Origin of the sequence: Streptomyces sp. NPDC088400 (genome assembly GCF_044753355.1) — a bacterium.
In the GTDB taxonomy this organism is placed as follows: domain Bacteria; phylum Actinomycetota; class Actinomycetes; order Streptomycetales; family Streptomycetaceae; genus Streptomyces.
This window is the reverse complement of record NZ_JBIVMZ010000004.1, coordinates 582592-607518: the sequence shown is the minus strand read 5'-3', so window position 1 is coordinate 607518 and position 24927 is coordinate 582592. Positions and strand designations below refer to the sequence as shown.

Genomic DNA, 24927 nt, shown 5'->3' with positions numbered 1-24927 from the left:
CCGCCGCCCCTGACGCACACTCGCGCGGTCCCGGCCCAACAGCCGCGCGGCCCCCGCGTGACGGCCACAGCGGGCGGCTCCCCGCACAGACAAAAGGGCTGGGCCCGGGGTGAAAACCCCGGGCCCAGCCCTGCAATCTGCCGACGGCTACGCGTGGCGCACGCGTATACCTGTCAGTTGTCGTCCTCGTCGATCAGGAACCCGCGCATCGGCGACGGTGCCTGCTGCATCGGCTGCGGCGCCTGCGGCCGCACCGGTGCCATCGGCTGGGTCATCGCCGGTGACATCTGCTGCTGACCGCCGTACGACGGGCCCGCCGAGGGGCCGCCGTGGCCACCCATCGAGGGGTTGCCCCCCATGCTGTGACCCATCGCGCCCGCGCCGGCCGGAGCCATCGACGGGGACGGCGACGGCGGCAGCGATGCGGTCGCCGGGGTACGCGGCGGGGCCAGCGAGTCGTCCGCCTGGGTCTCCAGCTGACGCAACTGGCTCTCCAGGTAGGACTTCAGACGCGTGCGGTACTCGCGCTCGAAGCCACGCAGGTCCTCGACCTTGCGCTCCAGCGTCGCGCGCGCGGACTCCAGGGAGCCCATCGCGACGCGGTGCTTCTCCTGCGCGTCCCGCTCCAGCGCATCGGCCTTGGCACGCGCGTCGCGCTCCAGACCCTCCGCGCGGCTGCGCGCCTCACCGACGATCTTGTTGGCCTCGGAGCGGGCCTCCGCGATCGCCTGGTCGGCGGTCTGCTGGGCGAGCGAGAGCACACGCGCGGCGCTGTCACCGCCGGGTCCGCCCTGACCGGGCTGCTGGATCTGCGGGTTGTGGCCGCCCATGGGGCCGCCCATCGGTCCGCCCATGGGGTTGCCCTGCTGCTGCATCGGGCCGCCCTGGCCCATGGGGCCGGGGCCGTGCTGGCCCTGCTGCTGTTGCATCGGGCCGCCCTGGCCCATGGGGTTGCCCTGCTGCTGCATCGGGCCGCCCTGGCCCATCGGACCGGGGCCGTGCTGGCCCTGGGGGCCCGGACCGTGACCCTGCTGCGGACCGTGGCCACCGTGGGCGCTCGGTCCGGCAGGAAGCTGGGGTGCGCCACCGGGCAGTTGGGGGGGACCCATCTGCGGGGGCTGCTGCTGCGGAGGTCCTGATATGGCGGCGGGCACCGGACCCCCCTGCCGTTCCTGCTGTTCGGGTGGCTTGCGCATGCTCTGTTGCTGCTGGTTCTGCGCGGCAGCGCGAGTAGCGGCGGCCAACTTCGCCCGCAGGTCCTCGTTCTCGCGGAGCAGACGGGTCAGTTCGGCCTCGACCTCGTCGAGAAAGGCATCGACCTCGTCCTCGTCATAGCCTTCTCGGAGGCGGACGGTCGTGAACTGCTTGTTCCGCACGTCCTCGGGGGTCAACGGCATCTCTACTTCACCTCTACGTAGTCGTCGGCAGTCGGCAAGACCGTATCGCTCACATTCCCCTCGCAAGAAAGCTCACGAGCGAGATCAGGATGTACACGATGATCATCAGAATGAAGAAGGACAGGTCGAGTGCCACGCCCCCGAGACGCAGCGGCGGAATGAACCGCCGCAGAAGCTTGAGCGGTGGATCGGTGACAGTGTAGGTGGCCTCCAGAACGACCACCATCGCCTTGCCGGGTTGCCATGAGCGCGCGAACTGGAAGACGTACTCCATGACCAACCGGAAAATAAGCACGATGAGGAAGCACATCAGCGCGATGTAGACCACCTGTAGTGCGATGCCCATCCCGCTGCTTCCCTCTCCCCTGGTTCACTCTGGTCCGGCCGTGCGCCGGGTCGTTCCCGCCGTGCGACCGGGTCGTTCCCGGTGTGGTGTTCTCAGCTCTGGTTGAAGAATCCGCCCTCTGCGATGCGAGCCTTGTCCTCCGCCGTGACATCGACGTTAGCAGGAGACAGCAGGAACACCTTCTGCGTCACTCGCTCAATGCTGCCATGGAGACCGAAGACAAGTCCCGCGGCAAAGTCGACAAGTCGCTTCGCGTCCGTGTCGTCCATCTCTGTCAGATTCATGATCACCGGAGTGCCCTCGCGGAAGTGTTCCCCGATAGTACGGGCCTCGTTGTAGGTCCTCGGGTGCAATGTGGTGATGCGGTAGGGCTCCCGCTCGGACACAACCTTGGGCATGATCACCGGTGCGTTCTTCTCCAGGTTCGGACGGTCGGGTGTGATAGATGCCACGGGGGCGATTCGCGCCGGACGTCCGCTTTCTGCCGCTAGCGGCACCGGCTCGCGCTCGCGCTGCGGGGGCGGTTGGACCGCGCGCACCGGTTCTTCCCGTTCCTGCTGGTGCACGGGCTGGTGGCGCCGGTGCTCCCGCTCGGGCTCCGGCTCGGGTTCGAAATCGTCATCGGGGTCGAAGCCCCGGCCGTCGTACCCATCGTCCTCCACGAGGCCGAGGTAGACCGCCATCTTGCGCATCGCGCCGGCCATGCTCTGAGTCCTCCGCTCTGTGGTGGATCGGCCTCGTCACCAAGTGCCCGCGATCCACTAGGTCTGCCCGCTTTCGGCGGAATGACCATATTTTCTGCTGTGGTCCGACTTGCTTGGCGACGTTACCCGAGCCGGGGACGGACTCCGAGTACCGCCGTACCGACGCGTACATGTGTCGCACCGGCCTTCACGGCGTCCTCGAGATCCGCACTCATCCCTGCTGACACCATGTTCGCAGCAGGATGGTTCCCGCGCAGGCGGGATGAGATTTCCAGCAGCCGGTCGAACGCCGCCTGTTGCCGCCCCGCGTACGGTCCGGCGAGCGGCGCCACGGTCATCAGACCGCCGAGCCGCAGTCCAGGTGAATCGGCCACCGCTGTGGCCAACTCCTCAATTCCGTCCGGCGCCACGCCGCCCCTCGCCCCGCGTTCGCCGGATTCGGCGTCCAGCGCGACCTGGATCAGACAGACCGGCTCACGCTCAGCGCGCACCGCGGCCGCCGAGAGTGCGGAGACAAGCTTCACACGGTCGACCGACTGCACCACATCGGCATAACCAACCACAGAACGGACCTTGTTCGTCTGCAATTGACCCACGAAGTGCCAGGTGAGTGCCAGATCTTCACACGCCGCGGCCTTGGGGGCGGCGTCCTGATCGCGGTTCTCCGCGACATGCCGGACGCCCAGTTCGGACAGCAGCCGGACGTCGCTCGCGGGGTAGGTCTTGGTGACCACGATGAGGGTCACCTCATCCCGCTCACGGCCGGCGGCCGCACAGGCGGAGGCGATACGTTCCTCTACCGCCGCGAGATTCGCGGCGAGTTCGGTCTTCCGGTCCGTCATCCGCTATCAGTCCAGCCAGACATAGCCGGCGAGCCGCCCGGTCGTGCGGTCGCGACGGTACGAATAGTGATCGTCCGACTCCAGCGTGCAGACCACCGAACGCTGCCGGTCCCGGACCCCGAGGGCTTCGAGCTGCGCGTGGACTCCGGCGGTCACATCGACGGCCGGGGTGCCCCAACTCGTCTCGGACCAGGCCTCCGGTACGGCGGACGCCACCTCGTCCCGCATCGCGGCGGGGACTTCGTAGCACCGTCCGCAGACGGCCGGTCCGGTACGGGCGGTGATCCGGGAGGGTTCGGCGCCGAGTCCGGTCATCGCCTCGACGGCGGCCGGGACGATCCCCGCGACCAGGCCCGGCCGGCCGGCGTGGGCGGCGGCCGCGATCCCCGCGACCGGGTCGGCCAGCAGCACCGGAACGCAGTCCGCGGTGAGTACGGCGAGTGCCAGTCCGCGCCGTTCGGTGACGATCGCGTCGACGGCCGGGATGTCCTCGGTCGTCCAAGGCCCTTCGGTGACGGCCACCTCACGGCCGTGCACCTGGTTCATCCAGACCACCAGCGCGGGGTCGAGATCCAGGGATTTCGCGGCGAGTTCACGGTTGGCCCGTACGGCAGCGGAGTCGTCGCGGACCGCGCCGCCCAGATTGAGCTGATCGTACGGAGCGGCGCTCACCCCGCCCCACCGGTCGGTGAAGGCGAAGTGCGCGCCGCTCAGTGTTTCGTGCTGTCGTATCACTTCAAGAAGTCCGGGACGTCCAGCTCCTCGGCCTGGCTGTCCTGGTACGGACGGGCCGGAGGCACCTGCGGAGTCACCTGCGAGAACGACTTCTCACTGACCGCCGGGGCGGGCTCGGACCGGTCCGGGCTCTCCTCGCGCGGCGGAACCGTGCCGAGTCCGCCCGTGGAACGGCCGGTCTCGGTGGACCGGGCCGGGGCGGGCTGCGGCTCGTCGCGCTTGCCGGAACCCGCGCCGAGCACGGTCTCGCGGCGGGTCGGCGGCTGTCCGCCGTCGAAGCCGGCCGCGATGACGGTGACCCGTACCTCGTCACCCAGGGCGTCGTCGATGACGGCGCCGAAGATGATGTTGGCCTCGGGGTGGGCCGCCTCACTCACCAGCTGTGCCGCCTCGTTGATCTCGAAGAGACCGAGGTCGGAACCGCCGGAGATGGAGAGCAGGACACCGCGGGCGCCGTCGATGGACGCTTCGAGGAGCGGCGAGGAGATCGCCATCTCGGCGGCGGCCACCGCGCGGTCGTCGCCGCGGGCAGAGCCGATGCCCATGAGCGCCGATCCCGCCTCCGACATCACGGACTTGACGTCGGCGAAGTCGAGGTTGATCAGGCCGGGGGTGGTGATGAGGTCGGTGATGCCCTGGACGCCCGACAGCAGTACCTGGTCCGCGGACTTGAACGCGTCGAGCACGCTGACCTGGCGGTCCGAGATGGACAGCAGCCGGTCGTTGGGGATGACGATGAGGGTGTCGACCTCTTCGCGGAGTTCGGCGATGCCGTCCTCCGCCTGGTTCGCGCGGCGACGGCCCTCGAAGGTGAACGGGCGGGTGACCACGCCGATCGTGAGGGCGCCCAACGAGCGCGCGATGTTGGCGACTACGGGTGCGCCGCCAGTGCCGGTGCCGCCGCCTTCACCGGCGGTGACGAAGACCATGTCGGCCCCCTTGAGGACCTCCTCGATCTCTTCGCGGTGGTCCTCTGCCGCCTTGCGGCCGACTGCCGGGTTGGCTCCGGCCCCGAGGCCGCGGGTGAGTTCGCGGCCGACGTCGAGCTTGACGTCGGCGTCGCTCATCAACAGGGCTTGCGCGTCCGTGTTGATCGCGATGAACTCGACGCCCTTGAGACCGACCTCGATCATCCGGTTGATGGCATTGACACCACCGCCGCCGACACCGATGACCTTGATGACTGCGAGGTAGTTCTGCGGTGCTGCCACGTCGAAGGCCTCTCGCCTCGAGTTACGTGTCGCCGCTCCGCCGATGTGGCGCCGCGACGACTGATGCCGATGGGACGGTCCGAAACGCCGACCCAAACCCTAACGTTGAAGTTCAGGGTTACCAGTGTGTCCGCTTCTTGGACTCTTCGGAACAGGACACTAAGTCGACAAGTGGCGCACGTTCAACGAACACGCCGAACCTCCCGTTTTTCTTTTCACCCTATGTGATCACCCTTAGCGCTGACCAACCAGGGTGCTGGCCAGCGCAAACGCCCGTCAACTCCCCGACGCGGCAGGCGCGCTGGGGGCGCTCACATCGAAGTGCCCCGCTTTGGGAGCCGCTTTCAGCAGCGCGGTGAGCGCACGCGCCTTGGCCGCGCCGTCCTCACCGCTTCCCCACATGACCGTACGCCCGCCGGTCAGCTCCAGCGAGATCGAGTCGTAGGACCGGACCCGGACGGCCTTGGTTCCCTCGGCCACTTCGGCGGGAAGGTCGCCACGCACCCGTACCGCTTCGAGCAACAGACGGCCGGTGGTGAACCGCTGCGTACCGACCTTCTGATCCACCGTCATTTTCAGTACGGGAACACCCTTGGGCGCCGCGTCCACCGTGGCGAAACGCACACCATCGGCGTCTACTTCAGTAAATTTCGCGCCTTTTCCGATGAGCAGAACAGGCTGCCGCTCGATCACTTTCAGACTGATTCCGTGCGGCCAGGATCGTTCCACTTCGACCGAGTCGATCCGCGGCAGCGTCCGCCGCAGCCGGTCCTCAATCCCGTCCGTATCGACGGAAATCAGTGGCGAGCCGACCGGCACGGCCGCGGTGGACTCCACCTGGGCACGGGTGAGCACGTCGGTGCCCGAGGTGCTCACCCGTTCCACGCGCAGCCAGTTCGAGCCGTACAGCGACCACAGCGCGCCACCAAGGAGCACCGTTGAAGCTGTCAATACGATCATCATCCGCCGGCTGGGGAGACGGAACCGGCGGCCCGGACCGGGGCGGCCGGATTCCGACTGTTGTCGTGCGCCACGCTCGGCGGTCGTCGGTCCGGCCACACGGCCCTGCCCTTCTACGCCTGTCGGCGTGCTGCGATCGCCTCGTACACCATGCCGACGAGCAGATCGTCGGCGTCCCTGCGGCCGAACTCGGCGGCCGCGCGGGACATCTCGAACAGCCGGTGCGGATCGGCGAGCACCGGGAGCACATGGCTCTGCACCCACGCGGGCGTCAGTTCGGCGTCGTCGACCAGCAGTCCACCGCCGGCCTTCACCAGCGGCTGGGCGTTGAGCCGCTGTTCACCGTTGCCGATCGGCAACGGTACGTAAGCGGCGGGCAGCCCGACGGCGGAGAGTTCGGCGACGGTCATCGCGCCCGCGCGGCAGAGCATCATGTCGGCCGCGGCGTACGCGAGGTCCATCCGGTCCACGTACGGTACCGGGATGTAGGGCGGCATTCCGGGCATGTTGTCCACGCGCGGCAATTCGTTCTTGGGACCGACCACATGCAGGATCTGGATTCCGGAGCGCTGAAGCAGCGGAGCGACCTGCTGCACCACCTCGTTGAGCCGGCGCGCGCCCTGCGAACCGCCGGAGACCAGCAGCGTGGGCAGGTTGAGGTCGAGCCCGAACGCGGTACGCGCCTCGGGCCGGACCCGGGCCCGGTCGAGAGTGGCGATCGTACGGCGCAGCGGGATGCCGATGTAACGGGCGCCCCGCAGCTTGCTGTCCGGGGTGGAGACGGCCACACCGGCCGCGTACCGCGAACCGATCTTGTTGGCGAGCCCCGGCCTGGCGTTGGCCTCGTGGACGATGATCGGCACCCCGAGCCGCTTGGCCGCGAGATAGCCGGGCAGTGCCACGTAACCGCCGAAGCCCACCACGCAGTCGGCCTTGGTGCGTTCCAGGATCTGCTCGGCGGCCTTGATCGTGCCGCGCAGCCGTCCGGGGACGGTGATGAGCTCGGGTGTGGGCTTGCGCGGCAGCGGTACGGCGGGGATCAGCCCGAGCTCGTACCCCCGCTCCGGTACCAGCCTGGTCTCCAGTCCGCGCTCCGTGCCGAGCGCCGTGATCCCCACGGTGGGGTCCTGCCTCCGCAGGGCGTCCGCGAGGGCGAGCGCGGGCTCGATGTGGCCGGCGGTCCCCCCACCGGCGAGTACGACATGCACCGAAATTCACCGCTCTCCGGACGGACGCTTCTTGACGCGCCGTCTCATCGTCTTCCATCTCACCCCGGCCCGCTTCCTGCCGAAGACAGGTTGCCGCATGGCCAGAGCCGCTTTCGCGGCGGGATCCTCTCGCGCGAACGCGATCAGCAGCCCGATAGCGAACATGGTCGGCAGCAGGGCCGACCCTCCGTAGGAGAACAGCGGGAGCGGGACCCCGGCGATCGGCAGCAGGCCGAGCACCGCACCGATGTTGACCACGGCCTGCGCCGTGATCCAGGTGGTCACACCTCCCGCGGCGTACCTCACGAAGGGGTCCTCCGTGCGTCCGGCCACGCGGATACCCGCATAGCCTAGAGCCGCGAACAGTGCGAGCACCGACAGCGTCCCCGCCAGCCCCAGTTCCTCCCCGGTGATGGCGAAAATGAAGTCGGTGTGCGGTTCGGGCAGTTGGCCCCACTTTTCCACACTCGCGCCGAGGCCGGAACCGAACCATCCGCCGGAGGCGAGGGCGTAGATTCCGTGGACCGCCTGCCAGCACTCTCCGGCCGGGCCCAGGTCGATCGCACCGATGCAGGAGAACCGGGACAGCCGGTTCTCGCTGGTCTTGATGAGCGTGAATCCGAGCAGCAGCGCGACACCGAGCACCCCGGCGAAGAGCCGGGTGGGGGCACCGGCCAGCCAGAGCAGTCCGAAGAGGATCGCGGTGAGAATGATCGCGGTCCCCATGTCACCGCCGAGCATGATCAGTCCGAGCAGTATGAAGGCGCCGGGCACGAGCGGTACCAGCAGGTGCTTCCACTGGGTCAGCAGGCGTTTGTCCTGTTTACGGGCGAGCAGATCGGCGCCCCACAGGATCAGCGCCAGTTTGCCGAACTCACTGGGCTGGAGCTGGAACGGGCCGCCCAGCGAGATCCAGTTCTGGTTGCCGTTGACGGAACGCCCTATCCCGGGGATCTGGACGAGCACCATCAGGAAGCCCGCGCCGACCAGCAACGGGTAGGCCAGCGCGCGGTGGAGCTTGACGGGCATCCTGGCGGCGATCAGCAGCAGAACGGCGCCGATGATCACCGCGACGAACTGTTTGCGGAAGAAGTACGTGGACGGCAGGGACAGCTGGAGCGCGTAGATCATCGACGCGGAGTACACCATCACCAGGCCGAGCACGGTGATCAGCAGACCGCTGCCGAGGATCAGGTAATACGCGGTGAGCGGACGGTCCCAGGCGCGGCGCAGCCGCTCGTAGAGGCCTCGGGGGCCGCCGCCGCGGGGCGGGGACGTACGGCTCCTGCCAGGGCCTCTGCGGGCCGTGGGCGGGCGTCGTACGGCGGCTCCGGCGGCCCGGCCGCGCAGCGCGAGCCCCCGCCCGAGCACGGCGAGGCGCCTCACGCCGCTGTCCGCACGGGCGCTCTCGTCGGGCGCGGTGTCGGCGCCGGGCGCTCCCGCGAGTACGGGTGCTCCGGCGAGTGCGCCCGCGAAGCCCCAGCCGCTTACGGCGAGGTGCGGGTCTCTGTCCGCGGTGTCGTCGGCCGGCATCGTCGCTGTCCCCTCCAGTCGTGCCTGGCGCGGCCGGCGCGGCTGCCGGTGGTGGTCCGGAGTCTGTCGGCGACACCGCCGGTGTCGCGGCCCCCGGACGGCTCGGCGCGGCACGGGGGCCGGCCGGTCAGGCGTGCTCGGCGGCGAGTGCGTGTACCGCGTCCGCGAACGCCTCGCCTCGCTTGTTGTAGTTGGCGAACATGTCCATCGAGGCGCAGGCCGGGGCCATCAGTACCGTGTCCCCCGGCTGTGCGAGCCGTGCCGCTTCGCGGACCGCCGCCGACATCGCCCCAGTGTCGGTCCGTTCGAGGTCCACGACCGGGACTTCGGGGGCGTGTCGCGCGAGGGCTTCTCCGATCAGTCCACGGTCCGCGCCGATCAGGACGACACCGCGCAGCCGGGACGCGGACGCGCTGACGAGTTCGTCGAAGGTCGCGCCCTTGGCGAGGCCGCCCGCGATCCAGACGATCGGATCGTAGGACGCCAGGGACGCTTCCGCGGCATGGGTGTTGGTGGCCTTGGAGTCGTCGATGTACGTGACGCCGCCGAGGTTCGCGACATGCTCGATCCGGTGCGGGTCCGGGCGGAAGGCGCGCAGTCCGTCGCGTACGGCCGCCGGTTCGACGCCGAAGGCGCGGGCCAGGGCAGCCGCGGCAAGGGCGTTGGCGATGTTGTGCGGAGCGGGACCGGGGGCTCCGGGCGCCAGGGAGGAGGCGCCGATGTCGGAGACCTGGGCGAGCTCCTGGGCCTGTTCGCGGCGGTTCTCCACAAAGGCGCGGTCGACCAGGATGCCGTCCACGACGCCGAGTTGGGACGGCCCCGGGGTGGCGAGGGTGAAGCCGATCGCCCGGCAGCCCTCCTCGACGTCGGCCGCGCGCACCAGGTCCTCGGTGGCCGGGTCGGCCACGTTGTAGACACAGGCGACGCTGTTGCCTTCGTAGACACGGCCCTTGTCGGCGGCGTACGCCTCCATGGAGCCGTGCCAGTCCAGATGGTCCGGTGCGAGGTTCAGTACGGCCGCGGAGTGGACGCGCGGGCTCGGCGCCCAGTGCAGTTGGTAGCTGGACAGCTCCACGGCGAGTACGTCGTACGTCTCCTCGCCGGTGACGGCGTCCAGCAGGGAGACGCCGATGTTGCCGACGGCGGCCGTACGGAGCCCTGCCGCCTCCAGGATCGAGGCGAGCATCCTGACGGTCGTGGTCTTGCCGTTGGTGCCGGTGACGGCGAGCCAGGGGGCCGCTCCGGGGCCGCGCAGCCGCCACGCCAGCTCGACATCGCCCCAGATCTCCACACCGGCCGCCGCGGCGGCCGTGAAGAGCGGCTTGTCCGGCTGCCAGCCGGGCGCGGTGACGACGAGTTCCGTGCCGTCGGGCAGGGTCGCCCCGTCGCCGAGGCGGACGGTGATGCCGAGCTTCTCCAACTCGGCGGCCTGGGCGCGGGTCCGGTCGTCGTCCCCGTCGTTGACGACGGTGACCTCGGCGCCGAGACCGTGCAGGACCCGGGCCGCCGGGATCCCGGAGATCCCGAGACCCGCGACGGTGACCCGCTTGGCAGCCCAGTTCACTTCTCGGCCGCCCAGCCCGCGTAGAAGAGTCCCAGGCCCACGATCACGCACATGCCCTGGATGATCCAGAAGCGGACCACGACAAGGACTTCGGACCACCCCTTGAGTTCGAAGTGGTGCTGGAGCGGGGCCATCCGGAAGACGCGCTTGCCGGTCATGCGGAACGAACCGACCTGGATCACCACGGACATGGTGATCAGGACGAAGAGGCCGCCGAGGAGGGCGAGCAGGAATTCCGTCCGGGAGCAGATCGCCAGGCCCGCGAGCGCGCCGCCGAGCGCGAGTGAACCGGTGTCGCCCATGAAGATCTTGGCGGGTGAGGTGTTCCACCACAGGAAGCCGAAGCAGGAGCCCATCAGGGCGGAGGCGACGACGGCGAGGTCGAGTGGATCTCGTACCTCGAAACAGGCGTTGGGGTTGGTCAGGGTCACCGCGTTGGCGCAGGCTTCCTGGAACTGCCACAGCCCGATGAAGGTGTACGCGCCGAAGACCATCACGGAGGCGCCGGTCGCGAGACCGTCCAGACCGTCGGTCAGGTTCACGCCGTTGGACATGGCGAGAATCATGAACAGCGCCCAGACCACGAACAGCACCGGGCCGATCGACCAGCCGAAGTCCGTGACGAACGACAGCTTGGTGGAGGCCGGGGTGTTGCCGCGCAGGTCGGCGAACTGGAGCGAGAGCACCGCGAAGGCGATACCGACGATCAGCTGGCCCGCCATCTTCGCCTTGGCCCGCAGGCCCAGCGACCGCTGCTTCACGATCTTGATGTAGTCGTCGAGGAATCCGACGAGCCCCATTCCCGCCATCAGGAACAGGACGAGCGCGCCCGAGATGCTCGGGGGCTCGCCGGTGATCACCTTCGCCAGGGCGTAGGCGATCAGTGTGGCGAGGATGAAGGCGATGCCGCCCATGGTGGGCGTGCCCTGCTTGCTGCCGTGGGTACGCGGGCCGTCGTCCCGGATGAACTGCCCGTATCCCTTGCGGGCCAGGAGCTTGATCAGCAGCGGGGTACCGACGAGGGTCAGGAAGAGCCCGATGGCTCCCGCGAAGAGGATCTGCCTCATCGGCCGGCGACCTCGCCCTCGGTGGCGTTCTCGAGCAGCGCCAGGGCGACTCGCTCAATCCCGGCCGACCTGGACGCCTTCACCAGCACGACGTCTCCCGGACGCAGTTCACTGCGCAACAGGTCGACCGCCGCCTGCGCGTCGGACACGTGCACCGACTCCTCACCCCACGAACCCTCGTTGTAAGCGCCCAGTTGCAGCCAGGACGCTTCCCTGCCCCCGACTGCCACGAGCTTGCTGACGTTGAGCCGGACGGCGAGCCGTCCGACCGCGTCGTGCTCGGCGAGCGATTCGTCCCCCAACTCGGCCATCGGGCCGAGCACCGCCCACGTACGGCCCCCCGTGGCCCGTGAGGCACCGCCCATGGCGGCCAGCGCACGAAGCGCCGCCCTCATGGATTCGGGGTTCGCGTTGTAGGCGTCGTTGACGATCGTCACGCCGTCCGAGCGCTCCGTGACCTCCATACGCCAGCGGGAGAGGGTGCCCGCCTCGGAGAGCGCCTCGGCGATCTCATCCACGGACATGCCCAACTCATGGGCGACGGCGGCCGCGGCAAGCGCGTTCGACACGTGGTGCTCACCGTACAGCCGCAGGGTCACGTCGCTGCACCCGGAGGGTGTTCGAAGCCTGAACGCGGCCTGTCCGGTCGCTGTGAGGCGCACGTTCTCTGCCCGTACGTCTGCTTCGTCTGACTCGCCGAACAGGACGGTACGGGCCGTGGTGCGTGACGTCATGGCGCGGACGAGCGGGTCGTCGGCGTTCAGCACGGCGACCCCGCCGTCGGCCGCGGACGGCAGGGATTCCACCATTTCGCCCTTGGCCTGGGCGATCTGCTCGCGGCCGCCGAACTCGCCGATGTGGGCGGTGCCGACGTTCAGTACGAGGCCGATCCGGGGCGGGACGAGTCCGGTGAGGTACCGGATGTCACCGATGTAGCGCGCGCCCATTTCGAGGACCAGGTAACGGGTGTCCTCGACGGCCCGCAGGGCGGTCACCGGCAGGCCGATCTCGTTGTTGAGGTTGCCTTCCGGCCAAATCGTCGGTCCCCTGCGCTGGAGCAACTGGGCGATCAGGTCCTTGGTGCTGGTCTTGCCGGCCGAACCGGTCAGCGCGACCGCGGTGGCGCCGAGGCGCTCCACGACGGTACGGGCGAGGGCACCGAGGGCCTGGACGACGTCGTCCACGACGACGGCCGGGACGCCGACGGGGCGGGTGGCCAACACGGCCACCGCACCCGCCTCGACAGCGCCTCGCGCGTAGTCGTGGCCGTCGACGCGCTCGCCGGCGAAGGCGGCGAAAAGACTGCCGGCCTCCACCTTGCGGGAGTCGTAGACGACGGGTCCGGTGACACGGACGGCCGGATCCGGTATGTCGTGCGGTTGCCCGCCGACGATGGCGGCGATCTCGGCGAGAGAGAGGGCGATCACTGGGTCATCCCTGACTGTTGTTCTCGTGGCGATGCTCGTGGCTGTACTCGTGGCTGTGCTGCTGACGCAGGGAGTTCTCGATGGCCTCGCGCAGGACCTGGCGGTCGTCGAAGGCGCGTACCACTCCGGCGATGTCCTGGCCCTGCTCGTGGCCCTTGCCCGCGACCAGGACGGTGTCGTCGGCCTCGGCGCGCGCCACCGCGGTGGCGATGGCGGCGGCCCGGTCGGAGACCACCAGGATGTCGCCGCGCTCGTGGATCGGCACCTCGGCGGCGCCCGCGAGCATGGTGGAGAGGATCGCGAGCGGGTCCTCGGAGCGTGGGTTGTCGGAGGTCAGTACGGCGGTGTCGGCGAGGCGGGCTGCTGCCGCGCCCATCGCCGGGCGCTTGCTCTTGTCGCGGTCACCGCCGCAGCCGAGCACCAGGTGCACCTTGCCCTCGGTGACCTTGCGCAGGGAGCGCAGAACCGATTCGACGGCGTCCGTCTTGTGCGCGTAGTCGACCACGGCGAGGTACGGCTGTCCCGCCTCGACGCGCTCCAGCCGACCCGGCACACCGGGGACCGCGGCGATGCCGTCGGCGGCGGTCTGCGGGTCGATCCCGGCCACGGCGAGGGTGACGACGGCGGCCAGCGCGTTGGCGACGTTGAACGGCCCCGGCAGCGGCGCCTCGGCGCTGACGCGCTCGCCCTTGGGGCCGACCGCGGTGAAGGTGGAGCTGTGCGAGCCGACCTCGACGTCCTCGGCCCGCCAGTCGGCGTCGGGGTGGCCCTCGGCGGAGAACGTGGTGACCGGGACGGCCGCCTCGTCCACGAGCCGGCGGCCGTACTCGTCGTCGAAGTTCACGACGCCGACGCGGCTGCGCAGCGGGGTGAACAGCTGCGCCTTCGCCTGGAAGTAGTCCTCCATGCCGGAGTGGAACTCCATGTGCTCCGGGCTGAGGTTGTTGAAGACGGCGACGTCGAACACACAGCCGTCGACCCGGCCGAGCACCAGCGCGTGGCTGGAAACCTCCATGGCGACCGATTCGACACCGCGCTCGCGCATGACGGCGAAGAGGGCCTGGAGATCGGTGGCCTCGGGGGTGGTGCGCTCCGACTTGATGCGCTCGTCGCCGATCCGCATCTCCACCGTGCCGATCAGGCCGGTCCGGTGGCCCGCGCCGCGCAGACCGCCCTCGACGAGGTACGCCGTGGTGGTCTTGCCCGAGGTGCCGGTGATGCCGATCTGGAGCAGATCGGCGCCGGGGCGCCCGTAGAGCTCGGCGGCGAGTTCCCCCATGCTGCCCCGCGGGTCGGGGACGATCAGGACGAGCAGCCCGGTGGCCTGGGCCCGCTCGGCGCCCGCCGGGTCCGTGAGGATGGCGACCGCGCCGAGGTCCGCCGCCTGGGCCGCGAAGTCGGCCCCGTGGAGGCGGGCACCGGGCAGCGCGGCGTACACGTCGCCGGGGCGCACCGCCCGTGAGTCATGGGTGATGCCCGTGGCCTCCCCCGGGTCCGTCACCTGCCCGTGGCCCGGTGTCTCGGCGCCCAGCCGGGCGGCGAGCTCCGCGAGGGAGGTCGGTCGGATCCGGTCCGGACGGGGCGTCCCCGGCTGGTTCACAGGGGCGTCCTCGGGGGTGGTTCGGTGTTGATCAGCGTGTGGCACGGCGGTGAGCGTACCGGGCTGTACGGGCCGCGAGCCACGTGAGGGGGGCTCGTGCGGGGCGGGGTCACGGTGGTTCCCGGAATTGGGCGTGATGGTTGTCACTGGCGCTTTCCCTGGGGTCACTCGCCGGGTTTGAAGGCGACCGGCAGCCGGGCGGGTTTACTGCCGGTCGGTTCGACCTGCAGTGTCTTGAGAGCGAACTCCATGACCTTCTTGTAGATGGGACCGCAGATCTGGCCACCGAAGTGGCTGCCCTTGAGGGGGTTCTGGATGGCGCAGTAGACGGTGATCTGCGGGTCGTCGGCGGGCGCGAAACCCGCGAAAGAAGCGGTGTAGCCCTTGTAGATGCCGAGCTTCGGGTCGACCCGGTTGGCCGTACCGGTCTTTCCCGCGACGCGGTAGCCGGGGATCGCGGCCTTGGTCCCCGTGCCCTCCTCGTCGCCGACGACCGACTCCAGCATGGTGGCCAGGGTCTTCGCGGTCTTCTCGCTGACCACCCGGGTCTTCTTGGGCGCCGGGACGGGGGTGAAGCGGCCGTCGGGGCCGTTCGTGCCGCGGATCAGGGTGGGCGCGGTCCGTACGCCGCCGTTGGCGATGGTCGAGTAGACGGAGGCGGCCTGCATGGCGTTGAGGGAGAGGCCCTGACCGAAGGGGATCGTGTACTGCTGCGAGGTCGACCAGTCCTGCGGCTTGGCCAGAATGCCCCGGGTCTCGCCGGGGTACTTCAGGCCGGTGGACTGCCCGATGCCGAACTTGTGCAGGTACGAGTGGAGGACCTTGTTGGCCTCGGCCTGGGTCTTGCCGAGCTGGCCGGTGGCCAGGATGGTGCCGATGTTGCTGGACTTGGCGAGGACACCGTTGAGCGTCAGGTTCCAGGTGGGGTGGTCGACGTCGTCCTTGAAGAGCCGGTCGCCGCGGTGCAGCCGGTTGGGGATGACGACATGGGTGCCGGGCGTGGCGACCCCCTCCTCCAGTACGGCGGCCATGGACATGACCTTGCTGGTGGAGCCGGGTTCGTACGCGTCCTGAAGAGCCGCGTTGCCCATGGCCGCGGAGTTGGCCTCGGAGAGGTCGTTGGGGTCGAAGCCGGGGGCGTTGGCCATGGCGAGGACCTCGCCGGTCCTGGTGTTCTGGACCATCACATAGCCGCGGTCCGCCTTGGATTCGGCGACCTGGTCCGTGATGGCCTTCTGGGCGGCCCACTGGATGTCCCGGTCGATGGTCAGCTCGATGCCGGAGCCCGGCACGGCGGGCTTCTCCCGGGAGCTCGCGGTGGGCACGCGCCGGCCGCCGGACTGGGCGTAGGTGACCTGCCCGTCCTCGCCGGCCAGCTCCTTGTCCAGCATGGACTCGACACCGCCGCCGCCGTGGCCCGCGGCGTTGACGTAACCCAGTATCCCGGCGGCGAGATCGCCGTTCGGGTACACGCGCTTGCTGCTGGCCTCCTGGAAGACGCCGGACAGCACGCTGATGCCCGAGCCTCCCTCTGCCTTCTCCTTGCTCGCCTTCTCGGCGAGGACGCTCTTGAGGTCCTTGATCTGGTTCCAGACCTGCGGGGTCTGGCGGCGGGCCAGCACGGTGTAGCGGGACTTGGGGGCCTTGAGCTTCTTCACCAGGTCGGCGCTCTGTGCGCCGAGGATCGGGGCGAGCAGGGCCGCCGCCTTCTCGGGGGCGTCCGGGACCTTGGTGAAGTCGGGGGTGAACATGAACGGGTCGGCGGTGATGTCGTACGCGTCGACGCTGGTCGCGAGGGCGATCCCGGAGCGGTCGGTGATCTCGCCGCGCTCGGCGGCGATGGTGTGGCTGAGATAGCGGCTCTTCTCCGCCTTGGCCGTGTACGTGCTCGCGTCGACGGCCTGGACCTGGAGCAGCCGGACGACGAACGCCAGCATGACGAGGGTCAGTGCGAGGCTGACCAGCCGCAGCCGGGGGCGGGGGCTGCCGAGCCGGATCTGGCGCGGTCCGCGCGGCCCGCGTGGTCCGCCGGATCCGGTACGCGGGCGGCGGGGAGCGGGGCGTGCCGCGGGCCGGGGCCTGCCGTCGTTCGCGGAGCGCGGGGAGCCCGAGCGCGGGGGGCTGGAGCGCGGCGAGTCGGAGCGTGGCGAGTCGGAGCGTGCGGGGCTGGAGCGCGCGGGATTCGGCACCCGGCGGCGCGGTGGTTCCTTGGGGGGCACTGCGTCACCTGCCGGAGGTCGTGGGAGCCGGCTTGCCGGATGTCTCTTCGGGGTCCTGTGCGGGGGTCTCCGGTGCGCCGGTGGAGACGGACGGAGACGGGGACTTCGGTACGGAACCACCGGCCGAGGTCCCCGGGGAGCGCGTGGCCGCGGGCGGTGTCGCCTCCATCGCGGACGGCTGTACGGGGAGCAGCGCGCCGGCCGGGCCCGCCGCGCCCCGGACCGTGCCGTCGGGGTTGAGGAAGGCGGGACTGCCGCCGGGGACCATGCCGAGCTCGCGGGCCCGCCGCTCCAGGGCGTACGGCGCGGAGGCGTTGTCCACGTCCCGTTGCAGGGCCTGCTGTTCGTCGGTGAGGTCGGTGGTCTGCTTCTTGAGGTCGCTCAGCCTGAACGATCCCTCGTTGAGGGAGGAGTTCAGCAGCAGCAGTGTGATCAGCCCACCGCCGAGGAGCAGCACGACCAACAGGACGAAGGGGGTCCGGGCCGCCGAGCTGGCCCCGGAGGGCATCAGCTGGGCGAGCCGCGCGGCCCGCCCCTTCAACTGCTTGGCCGGTCCGCTCACAGAGCGTCCTCCCGGATCCGCTGCGCCCCCCGCAACCGGGCGGGAGCCGCGCGGCGGTTCTCGGCGACCTCTTCCTCCGTGGGGAGTTCGGCGCCTCGGGTGAGCAGGCGGAGGCGGGGCTGGTAACGCTCGGGGACGACCGGCAGGCCGGGGGGCGCCGTGTTGGCCGCGCCGGCCGCCAACACCTGCTTGATCAGGCGGTCTTCCAGCGACTGGTACGACAGGACGGCGATACGGCCGCCGACGGCGAGGCTCTTCACGGCGGCCGGGATGGCCTGTTCGAGGCTGGACAGTTCGCCGTTGACCTCGATGCGCAGGGCCTGGAAGGTGCGTTTGGCGGGGTTGCCGCCGGTGCGCTTGGCGGCCTGCGGGAGCGCGTCGCGGATCAGCTCGACGAGCCGGGCGCTGTAGGTGAAGGGTTCCTTCTCGCGTTCCCTGACGATCGCGGACACGATCCGCTTGGCCTGCTTCTCCTCGCCGTACGCCCGCAGTATCCGCACCAGTTCGCCGGGCGGATACGTGTTGAGGACCTCGGCGGCGCTGACTCCGGTCGTCTGGTCCATGCGCATGTCGAGCGGGGAGTCCTGGGCATAGGCGAAACCGCGCTCCGCCTCGTCCAGTTGCATCGAGGAGACGCCGAGGTCGAAGAGCACACCTTGGACACGGGGGATGCCCAGCCGGTCGAGGACCTCGGGCAGTTCGTCGTACACGGCGTGGACGAGGGTGGCCCGGTCGCCGAACGACGCGAGCCGCTCGCCGGAGAGCCGCAGCGCCTCCTGGTCGCGGTCGAGCGCGACCAGCCGCGCGGAGGGGAAGGTGGTGAGCAGCGCCTCGCTGTGTCCGCCGAGGCCGAGCGTGCAGTCGACGACGACCGCGCCCGGCTCGGCGAGGGCGGGGGCCAGCAGGTCGAGGCACCGCTGGAGCATCACCGGGACGTGTCGGACCTGGTTCATCCGCGCACCTCACGGAGGCCGGCGCGGGCAGAGGTCTCGGTACGGTGGCCGACGCTGCCCGGGGTCTCGGAACGGTGCCGGGGGCGCCCCGGGGGCTCGGAACGGTGCCCGGTCCGGCCCGGGGTCTCGGAACGGTGGCCGACGCGGTCGGAGATCTTGGTACGGGGCCCGTACGTCACGGCGGTGCGTCCGTACCCGTCAGTGCGGGGTCCGCACGTTCCGGTACGGCGTCCGCGGTTCTCGGCAGGGCGTTCCGCGGGCGTGCGGCCTTCCATGACTCGCTCGCTGCGCTCGCTCATGCGCCCTCTCAGGTCCGGCGCGGCGTACGTACTGCCGGGTCCCCGCCCGCTCGGAAGGGGATGTGGTCCGCCGGCGCCGGGAAGGGCGTCGGCCGACCGCCGAGCGGGAGGAGGCCGAGCCGGACGTACGCCGCAGCAGGCGGGAAAATTCAGATGCGTTCTGCATGCGTTCGGGGTGTGTCCGTGAACTTCGCGTCACTTTAGTCCACTCGTCCGTCCGGTCAATCAACCGGCCAGCGCGTCGCACGGGTCACTCACCACAAGACCATAAACCGCATAATTCACCCGTTCGGACTCGCTCCCTCACACCTGTGGAGTAGCTCACAACAAGCACTGTTGTCGTTCTTTGTCCCGTCTCACAGCGAGCCCCCATGGCTCCTGACCAGTACCGTCATAGGCATGTCGACTTCCGCAGACCTCCCCGAAGAGCCCGACGGGGCTGCCGCCGGCGCGACCCGCACCGGCGGGACGGTCACCGACCGACTCGTCGAGGCGAACCATCGCTACGCCGCCGGTTTCGGCGACCCGGGGATGGACGCGCGGCCCGTACTGCGGGTCGCCGTGGTCGCCTGCATGGACGCCCGGCTCGACCTGCACGACGCGCTCGGGCTCTCCCTGGGCGACTGCCACACCATCCGCAACGCGGGCGGTGTGGTGACCGACGACGTGATCCGTTCCCTCACCATCAGCCAGCGGGCGCTCGGCACCCGCAGTGTGGTCCTCATCCATCACACCGGCTGCGGGCTGGAGAGCCTGACCGAGGACTTCCGGCACGAACTGGAGATGGAGGTCGGCCAGCGGCCGGCCTGGGCCGTGGAGGCGTTCCGCGATGTCGACCAGGACGTACGGCAGTCGATGCAGCGCATACGAACCTCGCCGTTCGTGCCGCACACCGACGACGTGCGCGGTTTCGTCTTCGACGTGAAGACGGGGCTGCTGCGCGAGATCGATCCCGCCGCCTGAAGTTCCGTCCGTCCGGGGTCCCTTCGTCCGGGTCCCTTCGTCCGGGTCCCTTCGTCCGGGTCCCTTCGCCCAGGCCTCTTCGTCCGGGGTCCCACCGCCGGAAGCCCTCCGCCCGGGGCTTCTCCGTTGCCCAGGTCTTCTCCGTCCGCCCCCTCTCCACCCGAGCGCTCCCTGTCTCACCGCGCTCGGTCAATGCTCAATCGAGCCCCGATGGCGCTTCTTCGAGGCTACAAAAACCGCAATGCCGACAAATCCCACTCACTTATCCACAGGCGGATGACACGAAGCGGTAACGGCAACAAGAATGCGTGTGTGACAGCGATCCGGAACCTTCCGGGGACGGTGTCCGTGTTTTGGGGTGGGCCGGGCCGTCTGATGAGCATCGGCCCGTTGAAAGGGCCGAGGAGGGCCGGGTGACGACCTATGACGATCGAGCGAGCCTCACTGATCTGACCACCACCGCGGAGCGTGTGCGGACATCGGTGGAGGGTGTGATCGAGGGCAAGCCAGAGGTCGTACGGCTTTCGCTGACCGTGCTGCTCGCCGAGGGACATCTCCTGCTGGAGGATGTCCCGGGCGTGGGCAAGACCATGCTGGCCAAAGCGCTCGCACGCTCCATCGACTGTTCGGTGCGGCGTATCCAGTTCACACCCGACCTGCTGCCGTCGGACATCACCGGAGTGTCGATCTACGACCAGCAGCGGCGGGAGTTCGAGTTCAAGCCGGGGGCGATCTTCGCGCAGATCGTGATCGGCGACGAGATCAACCGCGCTTCGCCCAAGACCCAGTCGGCGCTGCTGGAGTCCATGGAGGAGCGGCAGGTCACCATCGACGGGCAGAGCTACGAACTGCCCAGCCCCTTCATGGTGGTGGCCACACAGAACCCGGTGGAGATGGAGGGCACGTATCCGCTGCCCGAGGCGCAGCGCGACCGCTTCATGGCCCGGGTGTCGATCGGCTACCCGAGCCCGGAGGCCGAGTTGCAGATGCTGGATGTGCACGGCGGGATCTCCCCGCTGGACGACCTCCAGCCGGTGGCTCACGCGCACGACATCGTGAAGCTGATCGACGCGGTGCGCGCGGTCCATGTCGCCGCCTCCGTACGGAGGTACGCGGTCGACCTGGTCGGGGCGACCCGTAACCACCCGGATCTCAGGCTCGGCGCGTCGCCGCGTGCGACGCTCCATCTGCTGCGGGCCGCGAAGGCCACGGCGGCGCTGGGCGGGCGGGACTACGCGCTGCCCGACGACGTTCAGGCTCTGGCGGTGGCGGTGCTGGCGCACCGGCTGCTGCCCACGGCCCAGGCGCAGTTGAACCGCCGTACCGCCGAGCAGGTCGTGCTGGAGATCATCCAGCGCACCCCGGTGCCCACGGCGGACGGTGGTCTCGCCTCAGGTGGCCGGCCGGCGTCCGGCCGTCCGGCGCCGGGCCGTCAGGCCTCCGGCGGATCCGGCTCAGGCAGGCCGGGATCCTCCGGGCCCGGGTCCGGAGGTCCTGGATCCGGTGCACCGCTCTACGGCCAGCAGTCCGGCGTACGGCGGCTGTGATGGAGCCCGGGGGGCCGGTGGCCCCTGACGGTGAGGACAAGGGCGGGCTGCGTGTCGCGCTGTCCGGACTGACCACGCGCGGCCGGTCGTTCCTCGCCGCCGGAGTCGCCGCGGCGATCTGCGCGTATGTCCTCGGCCAGTCCGATCTGCTGCGGGTGGGGCTGCTGCTCGCCGTCCTGCCGCTGATCTGCGTGGCGGTCCTGTACCGCACGCGTTACCGGGTCGCGGGCAGCCGACGGCTGACGCCCACACGGGTCCCCGCCGGGTCCGAGGCGCGGGTGCATCTGCGGATGGACAACGTCACACGGCTGCCCACCGGGCTGCTGATGCTCCAGGACCATGTGCCGTACGTTCTCGGCCCGCGCCCCCGGTTCGTACTGGACCGGGTGGAGCCGGGCGGCCGGCGTGAGGTGTCCTACCGGGTGCGTTCGGACCTGCGCGGGCGGTATCCGCTCGGGCCGCTCCAACTGCGGCTGAGCGATCCCTTCGGGATGTGCGAACTGACCCGCTCGTTCAGCGCGTACGACACCCTGACCGTCATCCCGCACACCGAGCCCCTGCCGCCCGTGTCGCTCGCGGGCGACTCCACGGGATACGGCGAAGGGCGGCAGCGCTCGCTGGCACTGGCCGGCGAGGACGATGTGATCCCCCGCGGCTACCGGTACGGCGACGATCTGCGCCGGGTGCACTGGCGATCCACCGCCCGCTACGGCGAGTTGATGGTGCGCAGGGAGGAGCAGCCGCAGCGGGCCAGGTGCACGGTGCTGCTGGACACCCGGCGCGTCGCCTACCAGGGCGCGGGCCCCGGCTCGGCGTTCGAATGGGCGGTGTCGGGAGCGGCCTCCACGCTGGTGCACATGCTGGAACGCGGCTTCACCGTAAGGCTGTTGACGGACGCCGGTGGGGCGGTGCCCGGCGAGGGCGCCGACGGCTTCGCCGGGGCGACGCAGGAGTCCGCCGACTCGGCCGGACTGATGATGGACACCCTCGCGGTCGTCGACCACTCCGACGGGGTGAGCATTTCCCCTTCGTACGACGTACTACGAGGCGGCACGGAGGGCCTGTTGGTGGCCTTCTTCGGCGATCTGGACGAGGAACAGACCGCCGTGGCGGCCCGGATGCGGCAACGCAGCGGCTCCGCCGTCGCCTTCGTGCTCGACAGCGACGGCTGGGTGTCCGCGGGCGCCCGCCCCGCCGACCGGGGCGAGGAGCGGCTGCGGCAGCTGCGCGAGGCGGGTTGGACGGCCCTCGCCGTGCCTTCGGGCGCGGAGCTGCCCGAGTTGTGGCGCCAGGCGGCGCGACAGCGCTCGGAATCGCCCGTCACGGGCGGTACGACAGGTTTCTCCGGAGGATGGTCATGAGCGGTCGCGGAAGACTGGCTCTGTGCTCCTTCGCCGCCACGCTGATGGCGGCGGGCGCACTGGTGCCGCTGGTCAAGTCGGCCTCATGGCTCATCCAGGCCGCGTTCATGGTGGCAATCGTGGGCGGGGTGGGCGCCCTGGCCCGGCGGGTCCCGGTGGCCAGGGCGCTGACGGTGGTGCTCCAGGCCGTGGCCGCCCTGCTGATGCTCACGATGGTCTTCGCCAGGGAGCAGGCGCTCCTCGTCATGGTGCCGACGCCCGACGCCTTCGCGGAGTTCGGCCGGCTGCTGTCGGCGGGCGGCGAGGATGTCGGTCGGTACGCCATTCCGGCACCGGCCACCGAGGGCATCAGGCTGATGCTGATCGGCGGTGTCCTGATCATCGGGCTCGCGGTGGACGCGCTGGCGGTGACCTTCCGCAGCGCGGCCCCGGCCGGACTGCCGCTGCTCGCGCTCTACTCGGTCGCGGCAGGACTCTCGGGCGGGGCCGGAGGGTGGCTGTGGTTCCTGCTCGCGGCCACCGGCTACCTGCTGCTGCTCCTGGCCGAGGGCCGGGACCGGCTGTCCCAGTGGGGCCGTGTGTTCGGTGGTACGCCGCCCTCGCGGGGCCGGATCTCGTCCGCCTTCGACGGGACCGGCCGGGCGCCGGTGCGTACCGGCCACCGGATCGGCGTGGTGGCACTGGGGCTCGCGCTGGCGGTCCCGGCGGCCCTGCCCGCCCTGGACGGCGGGCTGCTGGCCGGCGCGGGGCGTGGAAACGGCTCGGGGCTGGGCGGCGGGGGCACCATCTCCGCGGTGAACCCGCTGGTCTCGCTCCAGGACAATCTGAACCAGCCCGAGGACCGCGAGGCGCTGCGCTACCGGACCAACGCGAAGGACACCCAGAACCTCTATCTGCGGATCATGGCGCTGGACAGGTTCGACGGGACGTCCTGGCGGTTCTCGCAGCGCAAGGTCGAGGACGTACCGGACCAGTTGCCCGACGCTCCCGGGCTGCGCGGCGACATCAGCACCACCGAGATCACGACCAATATCTCGGCCGCCGGTTGGTACCGGCAGAACTACCTGCCGATGCCCTATCCGGCGACGAAGGTGAACGTCGACGGCCGCTGGCGCTTCGAGCCCACGGGCCGGACGCTGGTGGGCGACCGGGGGCAGTCCACACGCGGCGTGCGGTACGAGGTCGGCAGCCTGCTGGTGAATCCGACCTCTGAACAGCTCGCGTCGGCGCCCAGGCCCCCGGCCGCCCTGGTCCGTGAGTACACCAAGGTCCCGTCCACCCTGCCGGACGTGGTCAGGCGGACCGCGCGGGATGTGACCGAGGGGGCCACGACCGAGTACGAGAAGGCCGTACGGCTCCAGGACTGGTTCGCGCTGGACGGCGGCTTCACGTACGACACCGAGGTGGATTCGGGCACCGGCGTCTCGGCGATCACGCGTTTCCTGCAGAACAAGGAAGGCTTCTGCGTCCACTTCTCGTTCACGATGGCCGCGATGGCCCGCACCCTGGGCATTCCGGCGCGGGTGGCGGTGGGCTTCACTCCGGGCACCGCGCAGCCGGACGGCAGCATGTCCGTCGGGCTGCGCGACGCGCACGCCTGGCCCGAGCTGTATTTCGAAGGGGTCGGGTGGACCCGGTTCGAGCCGACCCCGAGCCGGGGCAGCGCGCCCGACTACACCCGCCCGGACGTCCCGTCCGACGTTCCGAGCGACACGAGCAGGCCCGAGACCGGCTCGTCGGCCGAACCGTCCACGGCGCCGTCCGCCTCGGAGAGCTGCCCGGCGGGGTCGGAGCAGCTGAGCGAGTGCGGCACGGTCGCCCCCGGTGCGGCCCCGCCGCCCGGCGACGAGGGCTTCCCGCTGAAAACGGTGCTGCTGGCCGGCCTGAGCGCCCTGGCAGTGCTGCTGGTGCCGCTCCTGCCCCTGCTGTGGCGGACCAGAGTCCGGGCACGGCGTCTGGGCTCCGGCGCCGACGCCGACGAGGACCCCACGGAGCGGACGCTCGCGGCCTGGCGGGAAATCACCGACACGGCCTGGGACCACGGCATCCCGCCGGACGATTCGCGGACGCCGCGTAAGGCGGCTGCGAGGGTGATCCAGCTGGGCAGACTGGAGGGCCCGGCGGCCGACGCGGTGCACCGGGTGGCCGGCTCGGTGGAGCAGGTGCTGTACGCGCCGGTACCCCGCCCGGCAACGGGCCTGGCCGAGGACGCCCGGCTGATCCACGAGGCCCTGCGCGCCTCGGTGGACCGCCGGTCCCGCCTGCGCGCACTGCTCGCCCCACGTTCGTCCATACGGGTGATCTGGTCCGCCTCGGCCCGCTGGACGGACTTCACGGCCCGGTGGGGATTGCACCGGCTGCCCCTCCGGCGCTGGGAAGCGATGATCCGCCGGCGGCCGTCCCGGCAACAAGGCTGACGCGAGCCCGAG

The 24927-nt window shown here is 70.3% G+C and carries 20 protein-coding genes; 4 read left to right on the top strand and 16 right to left on the bottom strand.

Going from position 1 to position 24927, the window contains the following annotated elements:
• Window positions 1-173: 173 nt before the first annotated feature.
• The 16 genes from ACIQD6_RS13985 to rsmH all read right to left on the bottom strand — a co-directional run bounded on the left by ACIQD6_RS13985 (window position 174) and on the right by rsmH (window position 18328).
• Window positions 174-1397, bottom strand: a complete 1224-nt coding sequence (locus ACIQD6_RS13985) for a DivIVA domain-containing protein (protein ID WP_401881677.1) — start codon at window positions 1395-1397, stop codon at window positions 174-176.
• A gap of 49 nt (window positions 1398-1446) precedes the next feature.
• Window positions 1447-1743: a YggT family protein gene (locus ACIQD6_RS13980; RefSeq protein WP_401881676.1), complete on the bottom strand. Its 297-nt coding sequence runs from the start codon at window positions 1741-1743 to the stop codon at window positions 1447-1449.
• 92 nt (window positions 1744-1835) lie between these two features.
• Window positions 1836-2447, bottom strand: a complete 612-nt coding sequence (locus ACIQD6_RS13975) for a cell division protein SepF (RefSeq protein WP_401881675.1) — start codon at window positions 2445-2447, stop codon at window positions 1836-1838.
• Between the two features lie 122 nt (window positions 2448-2569).
• Entirely contained in the window at window positions 2570-3289 is a 720-nt protein-coding gene (locus tag ACIQD6_RS13970; protein ID WP_401881674.1) for a YggS family pyridoxal phosphate-dependent enzyme, read from the bottom strand.
• A 6-nt stretch (window positions 3290-3295) separates the two neighbouring features.
• Complete coding sequence (gene pgeF / locus ACIQD6_RS13965; protein ID WP_401881673.1) at window positions 3296-4024, bottom strand: peptidoglycan editing factor PgeF; 729 nt, start codon at window positions 4022-4024, stop codon at window positions 3296-3298.
• On the bottom strand, window positions 4021-5235 hold the full coding sequence (gene ftsZ / locus ACIQD6_RS13960) for a cell division protein FtsZ (RefSeq protein WP_401881672.1): 1215 nt from the start codon (window positions 5233-5235) through the stop codon (window positions 4021-4023). Before ftsZ ends, pgeF begins: the two co-directional genes overlap by 4 nt.
• 276 nt (window positions 5236-5511) lie before the next feature.
• Entirely contained in the window at window positions 5512-6294 is a 783-nt protein-coding gene (locus ACIQD6_RS13955; protein ID WP_401881671.1) for a cell division protein FtsQ/DivIB, read from the bottom strand.
• A gap of 14 nt (window positions 6295-6308) precedes the next feature.
• A complete protein-coding gene (murG, locus tag ACIQD6_RS13950; protein WP_401881670.1) occupies window positions 6309-7403 on the bottom strand; it encodes an undecaprenyldiphospho-muramoylpentapeptide beta-N-acetylglucosaminyltransferase in 1095 nt (364 codons plus the stop codon).
• A 6-nt stretch (window positions 7404-7409) separates the two neighbouring features.
• Window positions 7410-8936: a putative lipid II flippase FtsW gene (gene ftsW / locus ACIQD6_RS13945; protein ID WP_401881669.1), complete on the bottom strand. Its 1527-nt coding sequence runs from the start codon at window positions 8934-8936 to the stop codon at window positions 7410-7412.
• A gap of 127 nt (window positions 8937-9063) precedes the next feature.
• On the bottom strand, window positions 9064-10500 hold the full coding sequence (gene murD / locus ACIQD6_RS13940; protein WP_401881668.1) for a UDP-N-acetylmuramoyl-L-alanine--D-glutamate ligase: 1437 nt from the start codon (window positions 10498-10500) through the stop codon (window positions 9064-9066).
• The gene (gene mraY / locus ACIQD6_RS13935) at window positions 10497-11567 is read right to left on the bottom strand and encodes a phospho-N-acetylmuramoyl-pentapeptide-transferase (protein WP_401881666.1); all 1071 of its coding nucleotides are present in this window, start codon (window positions 11565-11567) and stop codon (window positions 10497-10499) included. Before mraY ends, murD begins: the two co-directional genes overlap by 4 nt.
• Window positions 11564-12994: a UDP-N-acetylmuramoyl-tripeptide--D-alanyl-D-alanine ligase gene (gene murF, locus ACIQD6_RS13930; protein ID WP_401881664.1), complete on the bottom strand. Its 1431-nt coding sequence runs from the start codon at window positions 12992-12994 to the stop codon at window positions 11564-11566. Before murF ends, mraY begins: the two co-directional genes overlap by 4 nt.
• Window positions 12995-12998: 4 nt before the next feature.
• Window positions 12999-14741 (bottom strand): UDP-N-acetylmuramoyl-L-alanyl-D-glutamate--2,6-diaminopimelate ligase, encoded by a 1743-nt coding sequence (locus ACIQD6_RS13925; protein WP_401881663.1) that lies wholly within the window; start codon window positions 14739-14741, stop codon window positions 12999-13001.
• A 17-nt stretch (window positions 14742-14758) separates the two neighbouring features.
• Window positions 14759-16813 (bottom strand): peptidoglycan D,D-transpeptidase FtsI family protein, encoded by a 2055-nt coding sequence (locus ACIQD6_RS13920; protein ID WP_401881661.1) that lies wholly within the window; start codon window positions 16811-16813, stop codon window positions 14759-14761.
• A 4-nt stretch (window positions 16814-16817) separates the two neighbouring features.
• Window positions 16818-17375 (bottom strand): hypothetical protein, encoded by a 558-nt coding sequence (locus ACIQD6_RS13915; protein WP_401881659.1) that lies wholly within the window; start codon window positions 17373-17375, stop codon window positions 16818-16820.
• Window positions 17372-18328 carry a 16S rRNA (cytosine(1402)-N(4))-methyltransferase RsmH gene (gene rsmH / locus ACIQD6_RS13910; RefSeq protein WP_401881657.1) on the bottom strand — a complete coding sequence of 319 codons (957 nt, stop codon included), beginning with the start codon at window positions 18326-18328 and terminating at the stop codon, window positions 17372-17374. The genes ACIQD6_RS13915 and rsmH overlap by 4 nt, the downstream gene beginning before the upstream one ends.
• Before the next feature lie 635 nt (window positions 18329-18963).
• On the opposite strand from rsmH, the gene ACIQD6_RS13905 reads away from it, so the two are divergent.
• The 4 genes from ACIQD6_RS13905 (at window position 18964) to ACIQD6_RS13890 (ending at window position 24915) form a co-directional block, all read left to right on the top strand.
• Window positions 18964-19590 (top strand): beta-class carbonic anhydrase, encoded by a 627-nt coding sequence (locus ACIQD6_RS13905; RefSeq protein ID WP_401881655.1) that lies wholly within the window; start codon window positions 18964-18966, stop codon window positions 19588-19590.
• Between the two features lie 413 nt (window positions 19591-20003).
• Window positions 20004-21137 carry an AAA family ATPase gene (locus tag ACIQD6_RS13900; protein WP_401881653.1) on the top strand — a complete coding sequence of 378 codons (1134 nt, stop codon included), beginning with the start codon at window positions 20004-20006 and terminating at the stop codon, window positions 21135-21137.
• Window positions 21137-22498, top strand: coding sequence for a DUF58 domain-containing protein (locus ACIQD6_RS13895; protein ID WP_401881651.1), 1362 nt, complete (start codon window positions 21137-21139; stop codon window positions 22496-22498). Before ACIQD6_RS13900 ends, ACIQD6_RS13895 begins: the two co-directional genes overlap by 1 nt.
• Window positions 22495-24915: a DUF3488 and DUF4129 domain-containing transglutaminase family protein gene (locus tag ACIQD6_RS13890; RefSeq protein WP_401881649.1), complete on the top strand. Its 2421-nt coding sequence runs from the start codon at window positions 22495-22497 to the stop codon at window positions 24913-24915. The genes ACIQD6_RS13895 and ACIQD6_RS13890 overlap by 4 nt, the downstream gene beginning before the upstream one ends.
• Window positions 24916-24927 lie beyond the last annotated feature (12 nt).

Coding starts and splice junctions, on each gene's coding strand:
- ACIQD6_RS13985 (WP_401881677.1), bottom strand. CDS start 1,397: ATGCCGTTGACCCCCGAGGACGTGCGGAACAAGCAGTTCACGACCGTC.
- ACIQD6_RS13980 (WP_401881676.1), bottom strand. CDS start 1,743: ATGGGCATCGCACTACAGGTGGTCTACATCGCGCTGATGTGCTTCCTC.
- ACIQD6_RS13975 (WP_401881675.1), bottom strand. CDS start 2,447: ATGGCCGGCGCGATGCGCAAGATGGCGGTCTACCTCGGCCTCGTGGAG.
- ACIQD6_RS13970 (WP_401881674.1), bottom strand. CDS start 3,289: ATGACGGACCGGAAGACCGAACTCGCCGCGAATCTCGCGGCGGTAGAG.
- ftsW (WP_401881669.1), bottom strand. CDS start 8,936: ATGCCGGCCGACGACACCGCGGACAGAGACCCGCACCTCGCCGTAAGC.
- mraY (WP_401881666.1), bottom strand. CDS start 11,567: ATGAGGCAGATCCTCTTCGCGGGAGCCATCGGGCTCTTCCTGACCCTC.
- rsmH (WP_401881657.1), bottom strand. CDS start 18,328: ATGAACCAGGTCCGACACGTCCCGGTGATGCTCCAGCGGTGCCTCGAC.
- ACIQD6_RS13895 (WP_401881651.1), top strand. CDS start 21,137: ATGGAGCCCGGGGGGCCGGTGGCCCCTGACGGTGAGGACAAGGGCGGG.
- ACIQD6_RS13890 (WP_401881649.1), top strand. CDS start 22,495: ATGAGCGGTCGCGGAAGACTGGCTCTGTGCTCCTTCGCCGCCACGCTG.